At 64.0% G+C, this 19284-nt stretch carries 20 protein-coding genes; 10 read left to right on the forward strand and 10 right to left on the reverse strand.

Annotated features, from left to right (window positions below; translation table 11 throughout):
- Positions 1–154: 154 nt before the first annotated feature.
- From dnaA to mutM, 7 genes are all read right to left on the reverse strand, one after another.
- Positions 155–1666: a chromosomal replication initiator protein DnaA gene (gene dnaA, locus K9B37_RS14365; RefSeq protein ID WP_224313905.1), complete on the reverse strand. Its 1512-nt coding sequence runs from the start codon at positions 1664–1666 to the stop codon at positions 155–157.
- A 914-nt stretch (positions 1667–2580) separates the two neighbouring features.
- Positions 2581–2976 (reverse strand): VOC family protein, encoded by a 396-nt coding sequence (locus tag K9B37_RS14370; protein WP_224313906.1) that lies wholly within the window; start codon positions 2974–2976, stop codon positions 2581–2583.
- A gap of 314 nt (positions 2977–3290) precedes the next feature.
- Positions 3291–3557, reverse strand: coding sequence for a 30S ribosomal protein S20 (gene rpsT, locus K9B37_RS14375; protein ID WP_224313908.1), 267 nt, complete (start codon positions 3555–3557; stop codon positions 3291–3293).
- 167 nt (positions 3558–3724) lie between these two features.
- The gene (locus tag K9B37_RS14380) at positions 3725–4492 is read right to left on the reverse strand and encodes a TSUP family transporter (protein ID WP_224314141.1); all 768 of its coding nucleotides are present in this window, start codon (positions 4490–4492) and stop codon (positions 3725–3727) included.
- Between the two features lie 27 nt (positions 4493–4519).
- Positions 4520–5293, reverse strand: a complete 774-nt coding sequence (locus tag K9B37_RS14385; RefSeq protein ID WP_224313910.1) for an enoyl-CoA hydratase — start codon at positions 5291–5293, stop codon at positions 4520–4522.
- 151 nt (positions 5294–5444) lie between these two features.
- A complete protein-coding gene (locus K9B37_RS14390) occupies positions 5445–6239 on the reverse strand; it encodes a DUF2189 domain-containing protein (RefSeq protein WP_224313912.1) in 795 nt (264 codons plus the stop codon).
- 183 nt (positions 6240–6422) lie between these two features.
- Positions 6423–7304, reverse strand: a complete 882-nt coding sequence (gene mutM, locus K9B37_RS14395) for a bifunctional DNA-formamidopyrimidine glycosylase/DNA-(apurinic or apyrimidinic site) lyase (RefSeq protein WP_224313913.1) — start codon at positions 7302–7304, stop codon at positions 6423–6425.
- 93 nt (positions 7305–7397) lie between these two features.
- On the opposite strand from mutM, the gene ubiE reads away from it, so the two are divergent.
- The 10 genes from ubiE (at position 7398) to K9B37_RS14445 (ending at position 15147) form a co-directional block, all read left to right on the forward strand.
- Complete coding sequence (ubiE, locus tag K9B37_RS14400) at positions 7398–8147, forward strand: bifunctional demethylmenaquinone methyltransferase/2-methoxy-6-polyprenyl-1,4-benzoquinol methylase UbiE (protein ID WP_224313915.1); 750 nt, start codon at positions 7398–7400, stop codon at positions 8145–8147.
- A gap of 1 nt (position 8148) precedes the next feature.
- Complete coding sequence (gene ubiB, locus K9B37_RS14405) at positions 8149–9720, forward strand: 2-polyprenylphenol 6-hydroxylase (RefSeq protein ID WP_224313917.1); 1572 nt, start codon at positions 8149–8151, stop codon at positions 9718–9720.
- A 3-nt stretch (positions 9721–9723) separates the two neighbouring features.
- Complete coding sequence (coaBC, locus tag K9B37_RS14410) at positions 9724–10929, forward strand: bifunctional phosphopantothenoylcysteine decarboxylase/phosphopantothenate--cysteine ligase CoaBC (protein WP_224313918.1); 1206 nt, start codon at positions 9724–9726, stop codon at positions 10927–10929.
- Positions 10926–11411: a dUTP diphosphatase gene (dut, locus tag K9B37_RS14415; protein WP_224313920.1), complete on the forward strand. Its 486-nt coding sequence runs from the start codon at positions 10926–10928 to the stop codon at positions 11409–11411. The genes coaBC and dut overlap by 4 nt, the downstream gene beginning before the upstream one ends.
- Positions 11408–11857: an RrF2 family transcriptional regulator gene (locus K9B37_RS14420; RefSeq protein ID WP_224313922.1), complete on the forward strand. Its 450-nt coding sequence runs from the start codon at positions 11408–11410 to the stop codon at positions 11855–11857. The genes dut and K9B37_RS14420 overlap by 4 nt, the downstream gene beginning before the upstream one ends.
- Positions 11858–11931: 74 nt before the next feature.
- Positions 11932–12894 (forward strand): cysteine synthase A, encoded by a 963-nt coding sequence (gene cysK / locus K9B37_RS14425; RefSeq protein ID WP_224313923.1) that lies wholly within the window; start codon positions 11932–11934, stop codon positions 12892–12894.
- Between the two features lie 131 nt (positions 12895–13025).
- Positions 13026–13319, forward strand: a complete 294-nt coding sequence (locus tag K9B37_RS14430; protein WP_224313925.1) for a hypothetical protein — start codon at positions 13026–13028, stop codon at positions 13317–13319.
- Positions 13320–13388: 69 nt separating this feature from the next.
- Positions 13389–13643: a hypothetical protein gene (locus tag K9B37_RS14435; RefSeq protein WP_224313927.1), complete on the forward strand. Its 255-nt coding sequence runs from the start codon at positions 13389–13391 to the stop codon at positions 13641–13643.
- A 10-nt stretch (positions 13644–13653) separates the two neighbouring features.
- A complete protein-coding gene (locus tag K9B37_RS14440) occupies positions 13654–13818 on the forward strand; it encodes a hypothetical protein (protein ID WP_224313928.1) in 165 nt (54 codons plus the stop codon).
- Between the two features lie 96 nt (positions 13819–13914).
- Positions 13915–15147 (forward strand): MFS transporter, encoded by a 1233-nt coding sequence (locus K9B37_RS14445; protein WP_224313929.1) that lies wholly within the window; start codon positions 13915–13917, stop codon positions 15145–15147.
- Between the two features lie 7 nt (positions 15148–15154).
- Here K9B37_RS14445 and K9B37_RS14450 read toward each other — a convergent pair whose 3' ends face one another.
- The 3 genes from K9B37_RS14450 to K9B37_RS14460 form a co-directional block, all read right to left on the reverse strand.
- On the reverse strand, positions 15155–15778 hold the full coding sequence (locus K9B37_RS14450) for a glutathione S-transferase family protein (RefSeq protein WP_224313931.1): 624 nt from the start codon (positions 15776–15778) through the stop codon (positions 15155–15157).
- A 93-nt stretch (positions 15779–15871) separates the two neighbouring features.
- The gene (gene typA / locus K9B37_RS14455) at positions 15872–17701 is read right to left on the reverse strand and encodes a translational GTPase TypA (protein WP_224313933.1); all 1830 of its coding nucleotides are present in this window, start codon (positions 17699–17701) and stop codon (positions 15872–15874) included.
- Positions 17702–17860: 159 nt separating this feature from the next.
- Positions 17861–19063, reverse strand: coding sequence for a site-2 protease family protein (locus tag K9B37_RS14460; RefSeq protein WP_224313935.1), 1203 nt, complete (start codon positions 19061–19063; stop codon positions 17861–17863).
- Positions 19064–19284: the final 221 nt, after the last annotated feature.

Below are 19284 nucleotides of genomic sequence, written 5' to 3' on the forward strand. Positions count from 1 at the left end.
CCATTCTCGTTGGCATTATTGGCCGGCGATCCGGCAGGTAAACGGATCCCAAGGGCCGGAAAGATTGGCGAAGGTCGCTGCCAAAAGCAAGCACCGGCCGAGCTTTCCTCAACAGCCGCCCGGCCGCCGAAGGGGTTGCGGCCGGTCTAGCGCCTCATTCCTGCAGCATGCGCTTGAGGAGCTCGACCTCATCCGAGAGGGCATTATCCTCGCCGAGCGCCTTCTCGATCTTGCGTACGGCATGGAGCACGGTGGTGTGGTCCCGGCCGCCGAAGCGGCGCCCGATTTCCGGCAAGGAGCGCAGGGTCAGGACTTTCGACAGATACATGGCGATCTGCCGGGGTCTCACCACCGCGGCCGTGCGGCGCTCCGAGAGAATATCGGAGCGGGAGACATTGTAACGGGACGCCACCAGCTTCTGGATGTCCTCAATCTTGACCCGCTTCGGCTCGCGATTGCGGACGAGATCACGAATGGCGACTTCGGCGGTCTCAAGAGTGATGGCGGAGCCGGTCAAGGTCGCGTGGGCCAGCAGGCGGTTTACGGCGCCTTCAAGATCGCGCCCGTTGGCCGTGATAGCACGAGCCACGTAGGAAACCACGCTCGCGCTGACCTCGAAGGTCGGATGGATGGCTTTCAGGGCTTCGATACGCGTCGTGAGAATCGAGGCGCGCAGGGCCTCGTCCAGAGCGCCGACTTCCACCACGAGTCCGCCGGCCAGGCGCGAGCGCACGCGCTCGTCCAGGCTCTCGAGATCTGTCGGCGGGCGGTCCGAGGCGACGACGATCTGGCGGCCGGCATCGATGAGGGAATTGAGGGTGTGGCCGAATTCCTGCTGAATCTGCTTGCCCTGGATGAATTGCACGTCATCGAGGATCAGCAGATCGATGCCGCGAAGGCGCTCCTTGAAGGCGAGCGAGGTCTGCGCCTTCAAGGAGGCGACAAAGCCGTACATGAACCGGTCGGCCGTGAGATAGATGACCCGGCGTCCCTGGGCCCGAACCTCGTGGCCGATGGCATGAAGGAGGTGCGTCTTGCCAAGGCCGACGCCGGCATGAAGGTAGAGCGGATTGTAGATCGCCTGCCCGTTCTGGGCATGTGCCACCCGGTCCGCCGCCGCATGAGCAAGGGCGTTGGAGCGTCCGACGATGAAGCTCTCGAAGGTGAGGCGCGGATCGAGGGGAGCGCCGCCGAGATCCGCAGCATCGCTCCGCTCTTCCGGCAGGGTGGGAGCGAGGGACTTGATTTCCATGGCGGGAGTGCTTGTGGGCGTTGCGTTGGCAGTGGGGCTCGGGCTCGTCGGCCGCGCCGCTTCGATCATGCGCCGTTGCGCCGTGCCTTCTCGCCCGGTGGTGCTGCGCACGCCGATCACGACGCGCTCCACGTCCTTTGCCTCGGCGCGATACAGGTTCAGCACGCGGTCGGTATAGTGGGATTCGATCCAGCTCTTCAGGAAGCGGGTGGGAACCGTCAGATAGGCGCAGCCATCGACCACCGCATCGAGTTCGAGACGCCCGAACCAGCTGGCAAAGATGTCCTCGCCAAGCTCCGCCCGGAGCCGCCGCTTGACCCTAGCCCAGATCTCGGCCGCGTTCTGTTCGCTTGATGACTCGAAGCCGCTCTCACTCGGAGCTGCAAAGGTGCGATGATCCTCGCTGCGATACATCAATATTCCTCCAAGAGGTTCCCGCTTTCTCAAGCCGAGCACCTCTACGCCATTGTCCGACCCCAAACGCAGGGACGGACTTACACCAGGTTCCCGCGAAACCCGGCGCCCCCAAAACTACTAATGATTATGTGTACGCTTAAGTAGAGGTGATCAGAGCGATCACCTATTGCCCACCCTCTCAAGCTTTCCAAAGTGAATTCCCAAAATGGAGGCGAGCTTTCTCTTGCTTCTTAATTCTTGAAACAACGCCCTATCCCCATTGTTGAGTGTTATACCTTGCGACTTGAGTGGATGACTTCGCGGCAGGCCGCCGAAGTGGAATTGACCTTACACAGGGGGTCTGAGGGGAGCAATACGGCCGAGTCCCTTGAGTCGGTTTCGAGACCCGCCTCAGATACCCCCAGCCCCGTCCACAGCTTTTCCGGCGATGCGGTAAAGTCCTGACTCTCCAATTGATTCACAGTTCCAACACAGCTTGGCGGCGATGTCGAAAAAGAGTTTTCGCGCAACCTTGAATCAGGACTGATTCGCGGAGATGTCGTGTGTGATTCCGATGCTTCGCGAAGCTTTGCCTGCTAACCTGTTGAACTTCATGATGGTTTCTTGCGCGCTTCCAAGTCGCGCCGTGACGTTTGCCAACCCTTGGACGGGCGTATGAGTCAAGAGGCAATGTGGATAAAACGCGCCCTTCGGAAGCGATCTTCGGGCACGAAAAGCCCAGCAATCGGTAGCAGCGTTCACCAGAGCTGATGTGGAGGTCAGTTCCCTTCACGATCGTCCTCGGTCACCTTCGTTGAGCCCGTCCAGCTTCGTCGTGTGCCACCAGCCGGGGATGGCCCGGCAAGCCCATCCTATGGGTAAAGGATAGGACTGCGCTTGCAGTGTTGGCGCGCTTTGCCCGGGCAGGCCGATCATCGCCCGACATGGGTCGCGAGCCACCACGTGTTTCCGGTTGCATCCTTGACGCCACAGCGCCGATCGCCATCGCCTTTCTCGCTGGGAGGCTGCACCGACACTGCGCCGTTTTCCAGGGCTCGCGCGTAGGTCTCATCCACATCAGGCACATAGACGTGCAGCCAGACCGAGAAAGCCGGATAGTCCGCGGTTCCATCCGACACCATGACGACGCTGTCGCCGATCCGCACGGATGCGTGCATGATGGAGCCGTCCGCGCGATTCATCCGGATGAGTGTCTCACCGCGGAGAACATCGGTCATGAAGCCAATGGCGCGCTGGGCATCATCTGCCATCATGTAGGCTGAGACGGTCGAGTGGCCGTCGGGCTGACGGGTTGCGCCGGTTTTCATCCTGATCTCCATCTCGGTGAAGCGCAGGGGTAGCATATGGCCAAGCTGAAGGCTAATTCCCGCCCCAATAACCTGTCGCTACACCAAGTTCCGCGCAATCTCGTTGAGCGGACTGTGTTTCCGGACAAGAGCTGCGAGGCGCATTCAGGCGAGCGCCACCTCAGCCTCGGCAGATTGCTGTGTTGCGGAGGAGCATGGATTGTCTTTCACGCCGCCCCTCACTGGACATTTGGTGCCCTTTGCTACCGAACAACGAAAAACCCGGCGCAGGTACGCCGGGTTTCTCAAGCTGTCAGATAACAGATCGGGCCGGTTTAGGCGCTCAGCGTCTTGATGCGCGACGCGAGGCGGGACACCTTCCGGGAGGCCGTGTTCTTGTGCACGATGCCCTTCTGGGCGGCGCGCATGAGCTCCGGCTCGGCGGCGCGAAGGGCGGCAGCGGCCTCGGTCTGGTTGCCAGAAGCGATCGCTTCCTCGACCTTACGGATGAAAGTCCGCATACGGCTGCGGCGCGAGCGGTTGACCGCGGTGCGCTTCGCGATCTTGCGGGTCATCTTCTTGGCCGACACGGTGTTGGCCATGGCCAATCCTCGTTCTTTAAAGTCCGACGCAGGAAGCCGGATAAGCCGGCCAAAGACGCGATCGGTGATTGCATGGAAACCGAAGAGCCCGCGGATCGCGCGGGCTCATGTGGGGCGGCTTATAGCGACAGGCGTGCCGAACGTCAACGCTTGCCCGTGTTTGCGCGTCAAAAAAGCGCCCTGAGGGCTTGATGCCACGGGTTGGCAGGGTCGACGAGAAGCTTGAGCGCCATCAGACTCGAAACGATCACCAGGAGCGGGCGGATGATCCTGGTGCCGTGGCGAAGAGCGAGATGGGATCCGACCTGCGCTCCAAGGAGCGAGGCCGCAGCCATCACCAGACCGAGAGGCCAGACCACGGCTCCCGTCGCCGCATAGAGAAGCAGGCTGCCGAGATTGCTGCACAGGTTGAGCAGCTTGGTGTGCGCGGTCGCGCGAACGACCCCGTAACCCAACAGAGTGACGAAGCCGAGCATGTAGAAGGAGCCGGCACCCGGTCCGAAGATGCCGTCGTAGAAGCCGACGGCCACGGGCACGGTCAGGCCGAAGGTCAGGGCCGTCATCCGTGCGTGGACATCCTCGTTTCCCACCTTCGGAGAGAGGGCGAAAAAGGCCGCGATAGCCACGAGAAGTACAGGGATCAGACCGTCGAGGACGGACTTAGGGAGGAACTGGACACAGAGCGCCCCGACGATACCGCTCAGGAAGGAGATGCCCGCGAAGCGCCATGCGGAGGACCAGACGATCAGGCCCTTGCGACCGAACGTGTAGGTGGCCGAGGCCGCGGCAACGGCACCTTGCACCTTGTTGGTGGCAATCGCCTGCGCGGGATCGAGCCCGGCGATCAGAAGGGCCGGAACGGTGAGGAGGCCGCCGCCGCCGGCTATGGAATCGACAAATCCAGCCAGAAAGGAAATGGCGGCCAGGGCCGCCATCACATCGGAATCGAGAGATGTCACGGATCAGCGATCCGTGAACCGGGGCGTGCGCTTGTCGACGAAGGCGGCCATGCCCTCCTTCTGATCGGCGGTGGCGAACATGGCGTGAAAGACGCGCCGTTCGAAGCGGATGCCCTCCGAGAGGGAGATTTCGTCGGCGCGGTTGATGCTCTCCTTCGTCATCATGACGATGGGCTGCGACATGGATGCGATGGTCTCGGCCGTCTTGAGCGCCTCGCTCAGGAGATCCGCCGTCGGCACGATCCGGGCGACGAGACCGGAGCGTTCCGCTTCCTCGGCGCCCATCATGCGACCGGTGAGGCACATCTCCATGGCCTTGGCCCTGCCGATCAGGCGGGTCAGGCGCTGGGTGCCGCCCATGCCCGGCATGACACCGAGCTTGATCTCCGGCTGGCCGAACTTGGCATTGTCGGCGGCGATGATGAAGTCGCACATCATAGCGAACTCGCAGCCGCCTCCGAGGGCGAAGCCTGCTACGGCGGCGATCATCGGCTTGCGCCGGTTCGCCACGCGGTCCCAACCGCCGAACTGATTGTCGGAATAAATCTGCGGGTAGGAGAGGTTCGCCATCTCCTTAATGTCGGCGCCGGCCGCAAAAGCCTTCTCGGAACCTGTCACGACGATGCAGCCGACGGCAGAATCGGCCTCGAACGCGTCGAGCGCCTGATTGACCTCGTTCAGGAGCGTCGAATTCAGCGCATTCAGCGCCTGCGGGCGATTGAGGGTGATAAGCCCCACCTTGCCGCGGGTCTCGACGATGATCGTTTCGTAAGCCATGCCGGCGCCTCCTCGATGGAGGCCCACGGGTAGGCGAGGCGCAAAAGTCAGGCAAGAGAAAAGTCAGGCAGGAGAAATTCGATCCCCGATCCGCATCCAAAGGTCCGGCGAGGTCGAGAAGCTTATGGTCTGCGCAAGAGGAGCGCCTTGCTCAGGATACGACGAGCCGTCGGTAGAGATGCCAAGTGGCGTGCCCGAGGATCGGGATCACCACGGCGAGTCCGAAGAAAAGCGGAATGAAGCCGACGAAGAGAAGCGCGGCCACGATCAGGCCCCACAACGCCATGGGGCCGGGATTGGCGCTGACGGCCCGAAGGGATGTCTGCACGGCCGTGGCGGCGCTCACGTTGCGCTCGAGCAGAAGGGGGAAGGACACGATGCTGATCGCGAGCACGACGGCGCTGAAGGCGATGCCTACCGCGTTGCCCGCGAGGATGAGCGCCCAGCCCTGGCGAGTGGTCAGAACCTGATGCAGGAATGTCGCGACGGAATCAGGCCGGTCGCTGCCGAAGATCGCGAAATACAGCGCCTGGGCGGTGGCAAGCCAGAGGAGCAGGATGACCAGGAGCAGCGTTCCGAGAGCCGCAATCGAGCCGATCGACGGCGAGCGCAGGATCTCGGAGGTATGGGACAGCGAGAGTGCTTCTCCCTGCTCGCGACGGCGGCTCAATTCGTAAAGTCCAATCGCTGCGAAGGGGCCGATCAGGGCAAAGCCCGCGATGAGGGGAAAGAGCAGCGGCAGCACGTTGTTGCCGAAGATGCCGGCCGCGAGAAACAGCCCGAGCACGGGATAAATGAGCGCGATGAAAAAGGCATGGGTCGGCATCGCCATGAAATCGTCGACCCCGCGCCGCAGCGCCTCCTTGAGATCCGCCCTGCTGATGGTGCGGACAGTAGGGCCGACCAGCGCGGAGCCCACGCCGGGAATCGAATCGAGTTTCGCCATGGCCTTAAACCTCCGAAGGGGATGTTCGGACGGTCAGGCGCCGACGTGGTGCAGTGGGTCTTTGCCCCCCAGAGCCCGCTGACAACGCGGAGCCGCAACCTGCCCATCGACCAGATGAGTGTAGCTGCGCTTTGGGCCCTTGTCGTGTGGTCCCTTAGAGACACGTCATCCCGCTGCCCTCGCTCAACGCTGGCAGCTCGGACAGTAGAAGGTGGAGCGGCCGGCCTGCACGAGGCGCGTGACCGTGCCTTTGCAGCCCGGCGTGACGCAGGGTTCGCCCTCGCGGTCGTAAACCCGAAACGCATGCTGGAAATAGCCGAGGGAGCCGTCGACCTTGGCGTGGTCCCGCAGGGTGGAGCCGCCCGCCTCGACGGCCTCGTTCAGGACGTCCCGGATCACCTCCGCCAGGCGATGGGCCTTGGCGGTCGGCTTGCCTTTGGCGGTCACCAGGGAGCCGGCCGCCGCTTCAGGGTGCAGTCCGGTCCGAAACAGGGCCTCGCAGACATAGATATTGCCGAGGCCGGCGATAAGGCGCTGATCGAGGAGCGCGGCCTTGAGCGGCGTCCGCTTGCCCACGAAGAGTTGTGCGATGGTCTCGCCGGAAAGGGCATTGCCGAGGGGTTCGATCCCCATATCCTTGAAATGGCGGCAGCTCTCGATCTCAGGCCGCGGCACCAGGTCCATGAAGCCGAAGCGGCGCGCGTCGTTGTAGGTGACGGTAAAGCCGTTCGACAGGCAGAAGACCACGTGGTCATGGGTAGCGAGCGCCCCATGTTCGTGATGGAACGCGCCCGGCTTCACGCGCGGGCCTTCCTGCGCGACGAGAAAGCGGCCCGACATGCCGAGATGCATCACCAGAACCTCGCCGGACGACAGATCGGCCAAGAGGTACTTCGCCCGCCGGCCCAGGGCCGTCACTTCCTGTCCCTCGAGCCGGTCGGCGAACCGCTCCGGAAAGGGAAAGCGCAGATCCGGGCGGCGCTGGATCACCTTGCTCAGTCGCGCTCCCACCATGGCGGGTTCGAGGCCCCTGCGGACCGTTTCGACTTCGGGGAGTTCGGGCATCAACCATCTCGCGGCTTCGGGAGGCTCCTTACATAGCCATTCGGGCCCGCTTCCGCTATGGATCGCGGCAAATGGCGACGAGAGGCGTGAGAGATGACTGACGAAAACACCCATTTCGGCTTCCAGTCCGTACCGCTCGGCGAGAAGCAGGGTCGCGTCAACGAGGTCTTCCACTCGGTGGCGGGCCGCTACGATCTCATGAACGACCTCATGTCGGCCGGCCTCCATCGGCTCTGGAAGAACAATCTGGTCGCGATGCTTCGTCCGCCGCGCAACCGGCCCTTCCGGCATCTCGATGTGGCGGGAGGCACCGGAGACGTGGCGTTCCGTATCCTCGATGCCGGAGGCCCCCAAACCCATGTCACCGTCCTCGATATCAACGGCGAGATGCTCAAGGTCGGTCAGGAAAGGGCTGGCCACGCCTACGAGGGACGGATCGATTTCGTCGAAGCCAACGCGGAATCCCTGCCCTTGGAAACGGCCGCCTTCGACGCCTACACCATCGCCTTCGGCATCCGGAACGTGCCGCGCATCGATGCGGCCCTGCGGGAGGCCTACCGGGTGCTCAAGCCCGGGGGGCGTTTCCTCTGCCTCGAATTCTCGAAGGTCGACGTTCCGGGGCTCGACCGGATCTACGATGCCTATTCGTTCAACGTGATTCCACGCCTCGGCCGGATGGTGACGGGGGACGCCGAGTCCTATCAATATCTCGTCGAGTCGATCCGCCGCTTTCCGCCGCCCGCCGCCTTCGCCCGCATGATCGAGCAGGCCGGTTTCAAGCGCGTGACCTATCGGCCCCTGACGGCGGGAGTCGTGGCCATTCATTCCGGCTGGAAGATCTGACGTGATCGGCAGCCTCGTCCACCTGTTCCGCAACCTGCGCGCCGGAATCATCCTGGCACGCGAGGGGGCGCTGGCGCTGGTCGATCCCAACGCCCTGCCGCCCGCGGCCCGCCTCGGCCTGCGACTCGCACGCCTGATCGAACGACGCCAGGCCGGAGACGGTGCGGCGCGTCTGTCGGCCGCGCTGACCCGCCTCGGTCCGTCCTATGTGAAGTTCGGGCAGTTCCTAGCGACCCGCCCCGACATCGTGGGAGCGGCTGCGGCGCGCGATCTGGAGAACCTGCAGGACCGCATGCCGCCCTTCCCGCGAGCGGAGGCCGTCCGCACGGTGGAGCTGGCGCTGGGGAGGCCCGTCGACGAACTCTTCCTCGAATTCAGCGAGCCGATCGCGGCCGCCTCCATCGCACAAGTCCACAAGGCGGCAATCAGGACTCCGGAGGGGCCGCTGACGGTCGCCGTGAAGGTCGTGCGCCCTGGCGTGCGCGAAGGTTTCGCCCGCGACCTTCAGGCCATGCGGGCGGCGGCCCGGCTGTTCGAGCGCCTCGTGCCGGATGCCAAGCGCCTGAAACCTGTCGAGGTGGTCGAGGCGCTTGCACGCTCCGTGGCCGTCGAGATGGATCTGCGCCTCGAGGCGGCCGCCGTTTCGGAGCTGGCTGAGAACACGAAGGACGATCCCGATTTCCGGGTTCCGAAGCCGGAATGGGATCTGACGGCGCGCGACGTGCTCACCAACACCTGGATCGAGGGCATCCGCCTCAACGATATTCCGCGCATCGAGGCTGCCGGTTTCGACCGGGTGGCGCTTGCCCGCACGGTCATTCAGTCCTTCCTGCGGCATGCCATTCGCGACGGTTTCTTCCACGCGGACATGCATCCGGGCAACCTGTTCGTGGATCCGCAGGGACGTCTCGTCGCGGTGGATTTCGGCATCATGGGCCGCCTCGGCATGAAGGAGCGGCGCTTCCTCGCGGAGATCCTGCTGGGCTTCATCCGGCGCGATTATCTTCGCGTCGCGCGGGTCCATTTCGAGGCAGGATACGTGCCACCTCATCATTCGGTGGAGGATTTCGCGCAGGCGATCCGCGCCATCGGCGAGCCGATCCATGACCGGCGCGCCGATGAAATCTCCATGGCGAAACTGCTGACGCTGCTCTTCGAGATCACGGCCCTGTTCGACATGGCGACGCGCATCGAATTGGTGATGCTGCAGAAGACCATGGTGGTGGTGGAGGGCGTCGCTCGCAATCTCGATCCGCGCCTCGACATGTGGACCACGTCCGAGCCTGTCGTTCGGGAATGGATCGAGCGGCATCTCGGCCCGATCGGACGGATCGAGGAGGCGGGATCGGGCCTTGCGACCCTCGCCGGGATCGCCGCCGACCTGCCAGACATGGCGCTTCGCGCCAAGCGGGTTCTGAACCAGATCGAGAATGTGACGGCACAGGGCGTTCCCCTGCATGATGATAGCGTCTCCGCCATCGGGCGGGCCGAGGCGCGGGGGAGTCGCTGGACCACGGCAGCCTTGTGGATCATTGCGCTGTCGCTGGTGTTCATGGTGGTTCGAGGGGGCTGATACATGGTGCTTGCGGGCAAACGGATCCTTCTCGTCATCGGCGGGGGGATCGCCGCGTATAAATCCCTCGACCTGATCCGCCGCCTGCGCGAGCAGGGGGCCTCGGTGCGATGCATACTGACCGCCGGCGCACAACAGTTCATCACGCCGCTGGCGGCGTCTGCCATATCCGGACAAAGGACGCACACGGATCTCTTCGACCGTGAGGACGAGGCCGATATCGGGCATATTCGATTGGCCCGTGACGCTGATTTCGTGGTGGTCGCGCCGGCCACTGCCAATCTGATGGCGAAGATGGCGGGAGGGCATGCGGACGATCTCGCCTCGACGGTCCTGCTCGCCACGACCCTGCCGATCCTGATCGCACCGGCCATGAACGTGCGCATGTGGCTGCATCCGGCAACGCAGCGCAATCTCGACGTTCTCAAGGCGGATGGCATCCGCACCGTCGGACCGAACAACGGCGCCATGGCGGAGGCGGAAGTCGGGCCCGGTCGCATGGCGGAGCCGCTCGAAATCGTTGCGGCCGTCGAGGCCTATCTTGCTCCCTCCGGTCCGCTCGTCGGCAAGCATGTGCTCGTCACGTCTGGGCCGACCCATGAGCCCATCGATCCGGTGCGCTACATCGCCAACCGCTCGTCCGGCAAGCAGGGGCACGCGATCGCCCGTGCCGCCGCAGCGGCGGGTGCTCGCGTCACGCTGGTGTCCGGTCCTGTCGACCTTCCCGATCCTACCGGCGTCACGATGGTGCGTGTGGAAAGCGCCCGCGAGATGCTCGATGCGGTCGAAAAGGCATTGCCGGCGGAAATCGGCATCTTTGCCGCGGCAGTCGCGGATTGGCGTGTCGCGAACGCAGGCGACCAGAAGCTCAAGAAGAATGCCGGCGCCTTGCCGGATCTCAAGCTGACGGAGAATCCGGACATCCTCGCGACCATCGCCCATCGCAATGAGGGTCGCCCGCCTCTCACTATCGGCTTCGCGGCGGAAACCGAGAACGTGATCGAGCATGCCAAGCAAAAGCTCGCCAAGAAGGGTTGCGATCTCATCGTCGCCAACGATGTGTCGATCGGAACCGGCGTGATGGGCGGCGACAGCAACACGGTGCATCTGGTGAGCGCATCGGGTGTCGAGACCTGGCCGACCTTGTCGAAGACCGAGGTCGCGCAACGGCTCGTCGAACGCCTCGGACAGATGCTGAAGGGCGCATGAGCATGGCAGGCGATACGACTCATCCGCTTCGCATCCAGCGTCTCAGTCATGCCGGTGATTTGCCGCTTCCGCGCTATGAAAGTGCAGATGCAGCCGGAATGGATCTGCTCGCGGCCAATGCCGAGGAGACGCCGATCGTTCTTGCGCCGCTAGCACGTGCGCTGGTGCCGACCGGGCTCGTGATTCAGCTGGAGTCCGGCTACGAGGCCCAAGTGCGCCCGCGCTCGGGTCTGGCCCTGAAGCACGGCGTGACGGTGCTCAATGCACCGGGAACGATCGATGCCGATTATCGCGGGGAGGTGCAGGTGCTTCTCGTCAATCTCGGCCAGGAATCCTTCACGGTGACGCGTGGCCTGCGCATCGCGCAGATGATCGTTGCTCCCGTGACGCGGGTCGAGCCGATTGCTGTAACGGCTGTCGACGAGACCGTCCGTGCGGCCGGCGGCTTCGGCTCGACGGGACTTCAGGGGAGGGGCAGATGAACGTTCTTTCCCGCCGATCGCTTCTGGCCATCGCGGCCGTGACGGATATCGCCCTGCATGCCCGGCCGATGCCGGTCTCCGCGAAGGCTCTGGCGGCACGCCACAAGCTGCCGCCGCGACATCTCGAACCCGTGCTCCAGGCGCTGGTCCGCAACGGTCTTCTCAAAGGCGTGCGGGGTCCTCGAGGCGGCTATGAACTGGCGCGGGAAAGGCGACGGATCACGGCCGGTGAGATCGTGCGCGTCGCCATGACGGCCTATGAGGATGAGGGGACTTCGCCTTTGCCGGAATCGCGCCTTGCGGAAACGATCGTCGCGCCGGTCGTGAAAAAGGGCATCGAGGCCTTTCTGACCGAGCTCGACCAGGTGACCGTCGACGACCTCTGCAAGCAGGCGCAGGTCGAGGAGGCCGTCGATGAGATTCCGGCGGCCGATTTCACGATATAGTCTGTATAATTAGGAATTTATCGACAAATATCGTCAAAAGGGCTAGACATCGCTCACACCTCAAGGAGAGTTCAATGGCTGATATTGCCCAGAAGCCTGGCCGAGGCCGGATCTACGGCTCCATTACGGAGACCATCGGAAACACGCCCCTCGTGCGCCTGAACCGCCTGCCGAAGGAGCGCGGGATCGACGCGGAGATCCTGGTCAAGCTCGAATTCTTCAATCCCATCTCCAGCGTGAAGGACCGCATCGGCGTCAGCATGATCGACGCCATGGAAGCGGCCGGAGCCATCAAGCCGGGTGCGACGCTCGTCGAGCCGACCTCGGGCAATACCGGGATCGCGCTGGCCTTTGTGGCCGCCGCACGGGGATACCGGCTGATCCTGGTGATGCCGGAGACCATGTCCATCGAGCGCCGCAAGATGCTCGCCTTCCTCGGAGCCGAGCTCGCTCTGACGCCAGGCCCGCTGGGCATGAAGGGCGCTATCGCCAAGGCCGAGGAGTTGCTGCGCGAGATTCCGAATTCCGTAATGCCGCAGCAATTCAAGAACCCGGCGAATCCCGAGATTCATCGCAAGACGACCGCCGAGGAGATCTGGAACGACACCAACGGGCAGCTCGATGCCTTCGTCGCCGGCGTCGGCACCGGCGGCACGATCACGGGCGTCGGCCAGGTCCTCAAGCCGCGTCTTCCCAACCTGAAGGTGATCGCCGTGGAGCCGGAGGATTCTCCGGTTCTGTCCGGCGGCCAGCCGGGTCCGCACAAGATTCAGGGCATCGGCGCCGGCTTCGTGCCGGATGTGCTCGACCGCTCGGTGATCGACGACGTGGTGACGGTCGGCAATCAGACTGCCTTCGACATGGCGCGGCAGCTCTCCAAGCTCGAAGGCATTCCCGGGGGCATCTCGACGGGTGCTAATGTGGCGGCGGCCCTCGAGGTTGCGGCACGGCCGGAATTCAAAGGCAAGCGCATCGTCACGGTGGCTCCATCCTTTGCCGAACGCTACATTTCCAGCGCGCTCTTCGAAGGGCTCTGAAGTCCCTGCCATGGGATACCCGAAGGGCGGCCGCGGCCGCCCTTTTCTTTTGCATTCGCGCCGAAGCGTGGCCAGAACCTAACCCTTTCCGCCGGGTTGCCCTTGAAACGAGCGCATTCGAGGAGCCCACGATGGCGGACAAACGCACCCCCCATTCCCTGAAAAACCAGACCGCAGATCAGATCCGCAACGAGCAGCGCAGCGGCGGCATCGCTGATATGGCGAACAAGGGCCCTGAGGCCAACGCCACCATGCGCAAGGTCTGGGATGAGCCCGGCGGAGAGGCCTACGCCTATCGCCAATCCATGGGTGGCGCGGGCAACCGGGATGAGGGACATTCCGACCTGACGGCCGCCGAGACACCCGAGACCACGAAACATCTGAGCGATCCCACCCTCTCGCCGAAGGGCAAGGACAAGGGCTGAGCCTGTCGAAACGGCAGCCAGCCCAAGGCGATGGAGTCGCTCTGACGGCATGCGATCAAGGAGACTTTCATGGGCGATGCCAGCTACAGCAAAAATGACCAGCAGGCTCCCAAGCAGCAGCCTCAATCGGCAGAGCGTCCGGATCCCAAGGCGACCGGTCAGACCCCGAAAGCGACCCAGGACAGGAGACGCCCCGCCGGCGCGGATCTGCCGGCCGCGGGACCCCACGCAAAACCTGAACTGATGAATGATGAGGGCACGCCGGGTGCGGGCACCCTGCCCGAAGCGGGCAGACGCGACGCAACCGATTCCACCAGCGGCTGAGGAGCTGATCATGAGCCGGTCTGATAGGAAACGCAGCCAGGCGACCGAGGCCGACATCAATGCGCCGCGTCTTACGCCGCAGGGCCGGACGGATCCCGACGCCAGAGGCGAAGACTCCACGAGCACATCGGGAAAGGGTGCCAAGAAGGGGCAAAGCGACAAGGCTGAAGGATAGTCCCATCGCGGGAGCAGCGGAGCAGGATTCGGGTGGGCGCGGGCGGCACGACCGCCCATAGACCTGGACGAATACGAACGGTTCCAGGTCTTCGCCATGTCCTCCTCCTTGCCTTCCTCTTTTCGGGCTCTCGCCTGGTCGAATGTTGCGGCGCAGTCCGCAGAACAGATCGGACTTGCAGCCGCTCCCCTCATCGCGGTCCTGGCCCTAGGGGCCGGTCCCGGTGAAACCGGCATGCTCGCCGCCGTTCAGACCTTGCCGTTTCTGCTTCTGTCCTTTCCGGCCGGCATTATGGCTGATCGCATGCCGCGCCGGATTCTGATGGCTGCAGCGGAAGCTTTTCGGGCCGTGGCGCTTCTGAGCCTGCCGCTTCTGGCGATGCTCGCCCTCCTCTCGATCCCGATGCTCGCGATCCTCGGTTTCGCAGCGGCAACCGGCACCGTCGTGTTCAGCGTTGCCGCGCCCGCGCTTGTGCCGTCGCTTGTGCCGCGCGATCTGCTAGCGCGGGCCAACGGACAGCTCGAATTGGCGCGCAGCGTGGCCTATGCGGCGGGGCCAGCGCTGGCGGGAAGCCTCGTCGGCTGGTTCGGAGCATCGCAGACCTTCGCCCTGGCGGCCGCTCTCTCGATCCTGGCCGTTCTGTGCCTGATCCGCGTTCCCGAAGCGCCGCGCAGTCGCCCGGCCCAGCCTCATATCTGGCGCGACCTCAAGGAGGTCGCCGCCTTCGCCTGGAACCACCCGCACCTGCGGCCCATCCTGCTCACGGCAGTGGCCTGGAACCTGGCCTGGTTCGTGCTGCAGGCAGCCTATGTCCCCTATGCAGTCCATGTGCTCGGCCTGACGGCGTCCGGGATCGGCACCTCGATGGCCACCTACGGGATCGGCATGATCGTCGGCGCGTTGCTGGCTCCCCGGCTCGTGGGGCGCCTCACCTTCGGGGCGGCCATCCTGGTCGGGCCTCTGGTCTCTGTCGCTGCCGCCTTTGCCATGGCCGGGACCATATGGGTGCCGTCCGGCTTCCTTGCCGCGCTCTCGTTCTTTCTGTTCGGTGCCGGCCCAATTCTGTGGACGATCAGCCAGACGACGCTTCGACAGACCGTGACTCCGATAGCGCTTCTCGGCCGCGTCTCGGCCCTGGTGATGACGGCGACGGCCGGAGCCCGCCCGATCGGCGCGGTGCTTGGTGGTGCCATCGGAGCCGCCTTCGGGCTTCAGGCCTGCATCGCCGTCGCGGCCATCGGCTTCGTGATCCAGCTCCTGATCATCGCGTCTTCGCCCGTGTCGAAGCTCGCAGCCCTGCCAGAGCCCATTGCGGAGCCGGTGATGTGAGCGCTCCTCAGGGACCGCCGTCCCTTCCGTATTGCCGAAAGCCGTCCCGCAAGCACAGAAGGTCGTAGTAGCGTTCGACCGACGGCAAGGTGGGGCGGTCGAGCGGAATGCTCTTCCAACGATGGACCGACAGGCCGATGACGATGTCGGCGCAGGTGAAGTGGCTCCCGGCGATATAGCTCCGAGTCTTGTCCAGCTCGCGATCCAGGATCTGGACCATGCGGCAGAACTGTTCCCACGAGGACGCCACCTGCATGGCATCCTGGAACTGGGGATTGTTGTGAACCGTGGCCTGGAAAACGTAGCGCCAGGAATTGTTGAAGTCCGAACCCTGCCAATCCATCCACTTTTCGATCTGCGCCCGCTCCGCCGGATGGGACGGAAGCAGATCGTGCCGTCTCTCGCGTCCCGCGAGATAGCGGACGATGCTGTTCGATTCCCAGAAGATTTGACCCGCATCCTCAAGGACCGGGATCATGCCTATCGGATTGAGCGCGATGAACTCCGGATCCGTAACCGGACGCGTCCCACCGCCCCAGTCGATCCGCTCGAAGGGGAGGCCCAGCTCCACGCAGGTCCAGAGCACCTTCCGGACATTGATCGAGCCCTTGTAGCCATGGATCTTCAGCATGACGTGCCCAGCATTCTTAAAGCGACGGATGGCATCCGCTTACGAAAAAGGCCGCATTCAATGCGGCCTTTTCATCTTGCAGGAAAGTTCGGATCAGGCGCTCAGCGCCTCCTTCGACCGCTCGGCGCGCTTGCGGTCATTCGGGTCGAGAATCGCCTTGCGCAGGCGGATCGACTTCGGCGTGACCTCCACGAGCTCGTCGTCCTGGATCCAGGCGAGCGACTTCTCGAGGGTCATGCGGATCGGCGGCGTCAGGCGCACCGCTTCGTCCTTCGAGGTCGTGCGGATATTGGTGAGCTTCTTGCCCTTGAGCACGTTCACTTCGAGGTCGTTGTCGCGGCTGTGGATGCCGACGATCATGCCCTGATAGACCTTCCAGCCCGGCTCGATGACCATCGGGCCGCGATCCTCCAGGTTCCAGAGCGCATAGGCGACGGCCTCGCCCTGGTCGTTGGAGATGAGCACGCCGTTGTTGCGGCCGGCGAGCTCCCCCTTGTAGGGCTCGTAGGCGTGGAACAGGCGGTTCATGATCGCGGTGCCGCGGGTGTCGGTCAGCAATTCGCTCTGATAGCCGATGAGGCCGCGGGTCGGGGCGTAGAACACGAGGCGCTGACGGTTGCCGCCGGACGGGCGCATCTCGACCATTTCGGCGCGGCGCTCAGACATCTTCTGCACCACGACGCCGGAGAATTCCTCGTCGACGTCGATGACCACTTCCTCGATCGGCTCGAGAAGCTGGCCCGTGGCCTCGTCCTTCTTCATGACGACGCGCGGACGCGACACGGCGAGTTCGAAACCTTCGCGGCGCATGGTCTCGATGAGGATGGCGAGCTGCAATTCGCCGCGGCCGGAGACGTAGAACGAATCCTTGTCGGCGGCCTCCTCGATCTTGAGCGTCACGTTGCCTTCCGCTTCCTTGAACAGGCGGTCGCGGATCATGCGGCTCGTGACCTTGTCGCCCTCGGTGCCCGCGAGCGGCGAGTCGTTGACGATGAACGACATGGTGACGGTCGGCGGGTCAATGGGCTGGGCCTGGATCGGAATGTCGTTCTCGGGCGCGCAGAAGGTATCGGCGACCGAGCCCTTTTCGAGGCCCGCGATGGACACGATGTCGCCCGCCTCGCCCACCTCGATCGGCTGACGCTCCAGTCCGCGGAAGGCGAGGATCTTGGAGACGCGGCCCGTCTCGACCACCTTGCCTTCACGATCCAGGACCTTGATCGACTGGTTCGGCTTCACGGAGCCGGAGGCGATGCGGCCGGTGACGATGCGGCCCAGGAAGGGGTTGGCTTCGAGGAGGGTGCCGAGCATGCGGAACGGGCCTTCCTCGACCTTGGCCGGTGGCACGTGGTTGAGAACGAGATCGAACAGCGGGGCGAGACCCTGATCCTGCGGTCCTTCCGGCGATTGAGCCATCCAGCCGTTGCGGCCGGACCCGTAGAGGATCGGGAAGTCGAGCTGCTCGTCGGTGGCATCGAGGGCGGCGAAGAGGTCGAACACCTCGTTGATGACCTCCTGGTGGCGGGCATCGGGGCGGTCGATCTTGTTGATGGCGACGATCGGCTTGAGGCCGATCTTCAGGGCCTTGGAGACCACGAACTTGGTCTGCGGCATCGGACCCTCGGCCGCGTCCACCAGCACGATGGCGCCGTCGACCATGCTCAGGATACGCTCCACCTCGCCGCCGAAATCGGCGTGGCCGGGCGTATCGACGATGTTGATGCGGGTGTCCTTCCAGACGACCGAAGTCGCCTTGGCCAGGATGGTGATGCCGCGCTCCTTTTCCAGGTCGTTGGAATCCATGGCGCGCTCTTCCACGCGCTGGTTCTCGCGGAAGCTGCCCGATTGCTGGAGCAGCTTGTCCACGAGGGTCGTCTTTCCATGGTCGACGTGGGCGATGATAGCGATGTTGCGCAGCTTCATTGGGCAAGTCTTTCAAAACAAAGCGGCCCGGTTCGCGGCAAGCTTGGCCGCGCCCCTGGCTCGAACCGGGCGGAATATGATTGCGCTGCAATATCGCGATGCGCGCAAACCGGCAATAGGGCAGGCGTCTCAAATCAAGACAGCCGCCCTGTGACCGCCTTATGACGGCCCCTGGCCATATGGGTTATTGCCTCCGGGATTTCCAACCCTTCCCCTGGGAAATGTCGCCTGGCCTATGGGCGGGACGGTGCGTGGGGAGGTAGGTCTATCGTTACGGAAGTGCCAATCGGGCCTGGCGCTGCGTACCATCATCATCTCGCCGATGTTTTCCAGGGTCACGAGGCCGATGAGGTGGCTGGCCTCGTCGAGGACGAACAGGGCCGGTGCCCGGGTGCGGGTGAGAAGGGCGAGGGCCGTGTCGAACGGCTGCCCGTCGGAGACGGTCGGAATTTCCCGTGTCATGGCCTCCAGCACCGGCGCCGTCGGCCCGCCGTCGTGAAGGGCGTGAATGAGGTTTTCGCGGGTCAGGAGGCCGCGCGGCCCCTGCGCGCCGTCCACCACGGGAAATTCCTTCTGCGAGGTGCGCAGCATTAGGTCGACTGCGTCGCTGAGGGTCGCGGTGGTCGGCAGCGTCTCAAGGGAACTGATCATGACCGAGCGGACCGGCAGTCCCTGCGTGGCATCGCGAAAGGCCATGTCCTGAGCCTCGGCCGTCGCGGCCAGATAGACGAAGAGCCCGATGATGATGAGCATCGGGTTCACGAACAGGCCGATCAGGGCGAACAGGAAGGCCGCACCCTGGCCGATCCGGGCCGCGATGCGGGTTGCATTGAGCCGGTCCATCCGCATGGCGAGTAGCGCCCGCAGGACGCGTCCGCCATCCATCGGAAAGACCGGGAGAAGATTGAAGACGACGAGAAAGATATTCGCCGCCGCGAGCCGCGCCAGCAGGCTGGTGCGGGGATCGTCCATGGCGGCGGTGGTCACCGTGTCGAGGCCGATGCCGAGCACCAGGATGATGACGGCGGCGAGGACCACGTTCACCGCAGGTCCCGCGATGGCGACGAGAAGCTCCTCCCGTGGCTTCGAGGGAATGCGCTCCAGGCTGGCGATGCCGCCGATGGGCCAGAGCGTCACCTCGGGCGTGCGAATGCCGAAGTGCCGGGCCGTCAGGATATGGCCGAACTCATGCGCCAGCACGCAGGCGAAGAGGAGCATCATGAACAGCACGCCCTCGATCGCAGCTTCGCGTCCGCCCATCCGCCAGTAGGAGGCTCCGATCCACACCAGGAACAACAGGAAGGTCACATGAATGCGCACCGCCGTGCCGGCAATGCGTGCGATGGGGATCGACCAGACCATGAAGCGCTCCTCAGGAGGTGCTGTCTTCAAGGTAGGGTGTGAAGACGGCAATCGGTAGATTGAGAGGTGGATGGCAACCGCTCCTTTGCTGAGGTCCGGTTTCTGGGAAGCCTAAGAGTCCTTGGGCGCGTGAGGCGTTTGCTTGACAGTTTGGGATAGAAAAATTCGCAGATGGTCGAATGCATGCGCGCACGATGAGCGCAGCTCCGACGATTTGAGAA

Origin of the sequence: Microvirga puerhi (genome assembly GCF_020089865.1) — a bacterium.
Taxonomy (GTDB): Bacteria; Pseudomonadota; Alphaproteobacteria; order Rhizobiales; family Beijerinckiaceae; genus Microvirga; species Microvirga puerhi.